Here is a 1,744-nt window from a genome sequence, read left to right as displayed (position 1 = left end):
GCATCATCGCCGAGCCCGAGCCGACCGCCATCCGGCGTGCCGTCGAGACCTTGCGCGACCGCGCCATTCCGCGCGAGGAGATTCGCGGCCGCCGATGCTCGGCGTCGAGACGATCGGCAAGCCGGCCAGCAAGTACTCCATACTGGAGTACATTGCCCCCTCCACCGCCGACAGACAGAGCCCGACCGCGGCCTGGTTGTAAACATGGTTGACCTCGTCCGGCGAAAGTCGCCCGGCCAGATCGTCGACGAGCGGATTGGCGATCCGGTGCAGCGGCGACTGCGCCTGTAGGCGCCGAATGAAGGCGCGGTCGCCGGCCGGAGGCAATTCCCCGATCGAAGATGTCACATGGACCAGCCTCTCGATTTCAAACGCGAGGTAATGCCGCTTAGTGTGTGAGATACGGCCATTGTAGACGGCATCGTATTCGACCGACACGTCCGGCAGCGGTCGGAAGATGTCCTCCGAGATCATCAGATTGTGATTGGAGAAGATCGCATTGCCGCCTACGCTCGCAATCAAGCGGCGTTCCTCCTCGGTGTTGCAGAGGAAGATCAGCTCATGGTTGGGGCAGGCCCAGGCAAACCAGGCGAGGTCCCTGCCGATCTGATCGATGACGGCGGGCCTCTCCAGGGTCCAGTTCGGCATCAGCAGGAAAGTGGCGCGCCGCGATGCCAGGCGACGGGAAAGGGCGGCAAGCGCATAAAGCGGGCGGCGCCCGCCGACTGGCACGTAGAGGATCAGCGGATCGCGATTGAAGATGTGGACGGGGATGTCGATGCCGCCATCGAGATCGGATAACGGCCCGCGTGCAGGAAGAACGAAAGGAAACCTTGTCCGCAGCCATGCCTTTACCTTGGTTCTGGTGCGATTGGCGCGGTTGGTGGCAAGAAGCCGCACACGCCTGAGCGGCGAGCCGGCAGGACCGACCATCTCCTCGAACGTCTCGTGTCCGTCCTGCTTCATTGCCCCTATCCGCCTGTAATGCCGATCCCCGGGCGTGATCAGTATTCGCGATCGCGGCTTCAGGCAATGTGCTCATCCCGTGGCGGTTTCCCCCGCTTTTCAAGCCGCCGGCATTAAACCACGCGAGCTGTTCTGCTAGCGTGCCGGCATGGATATGCGCACCCCGACCGAACTCAACGCCCCCGAGGCGACCACGCCGATGCCCTTCGGCGGCGCCGTCACGCCGATGATGGAGCAGTATATCGAGATCAAGGCGGCGAACCCGGATTCGCTCCTGTTCTACCGCATGGGCGATTTCTACGAGCTGTTCTTCGACGACGCCGAGAAGGCAAGCCGGGCGCTCGGCATCGTGCTGACGCGGCGCGGCAAGCATCAGGGCCATGACATTCCGATGTGCGGCGTGCCGGTGCATGCGGCGGATGACTATCTGCAGAAGCTAATCGCGCAAGGCTTCCGCGTCGCCGTCTGCGAGCAGACCGAGGACCCGACGGAGGCCAAGAAGCGCGGCTCGAAATCGGTGGTGCGGCGCGACGTGGTGCGGCTGGTGACGCCCGGCACCATCACCGAGGACAAATTGCTGGCGCCGTCGGAATCGAGTTTCTTGATGGCGCTCGGACGCGTGAAGGGAGGCAGCAGCGATCATGCCTTCGCGCTGGCCTGGATCGAGATCTCGACCGGGGTCTTCCGCGTCGCCGAGACCACCGCCGACCGGCTGCTCGCCGACATCTTCCGCGTCGATCCGCGCGAGCTGATCGTCGCCGAGCCGGTGTTTTACGAC

Annotated in this window: 1 protein-coding gene and 1 pseudogene; one reads left to right on the top strand and one right to left on the bottom strand. The window is 64.0% G+C overall.

Annotated elements, in window-relative coordinates:
* Window positions 1–3 precede the first annotated feature (3 nt).
* Window positions 4–966: a glycosyltransferase family 1 protein gene (locus tag EOA33_RS34745; protein WP_245482529.1), complete on the bottom strand. Its 963-nt coding sequence runs from the start codon at window positions 964–966 to the stop codon at window positions 4–6.
* Window positions 967–1,114: 148 nt separating this feature from the next.
* On the opposite strand from EOA33_RS34745, the pseudogene EOA33_RS34740 reads away from it, so the two are divergent.
* Window positions 1,115–1,744, top strand: a pseudogene (locus EOA33_RS34740) (DNA mismatch repair protein MutS); the annotation flags it as partial.

The sequence above is a fragment of the Mesorhizobium sp. M4A.F.Ca.ET.050.02.1.1 genome, assembly GCF_003997725.1.
Lineage (GTDB): Bacteria > Pseudomonadota > Alphaproteobacteria > Rhizobiales > Rhizobiaceae > Mesorhizobium.
The sequence above is the reverse complement of the archived record's forward strand: the minus strand, read 5'-3'. Positions and strand labels throughout refer to the sequence as shown.

Bases quoted from the DNA above. Each gene is read 5' to 3' on its own strand.
- EOA33_RS34745 (WP_245482529.1), bottom strand. From the start codon at position 966: ATGAAGCAGGACGGACACGAGACGTTCGAGGAGATGGTCGGTCCTGCC.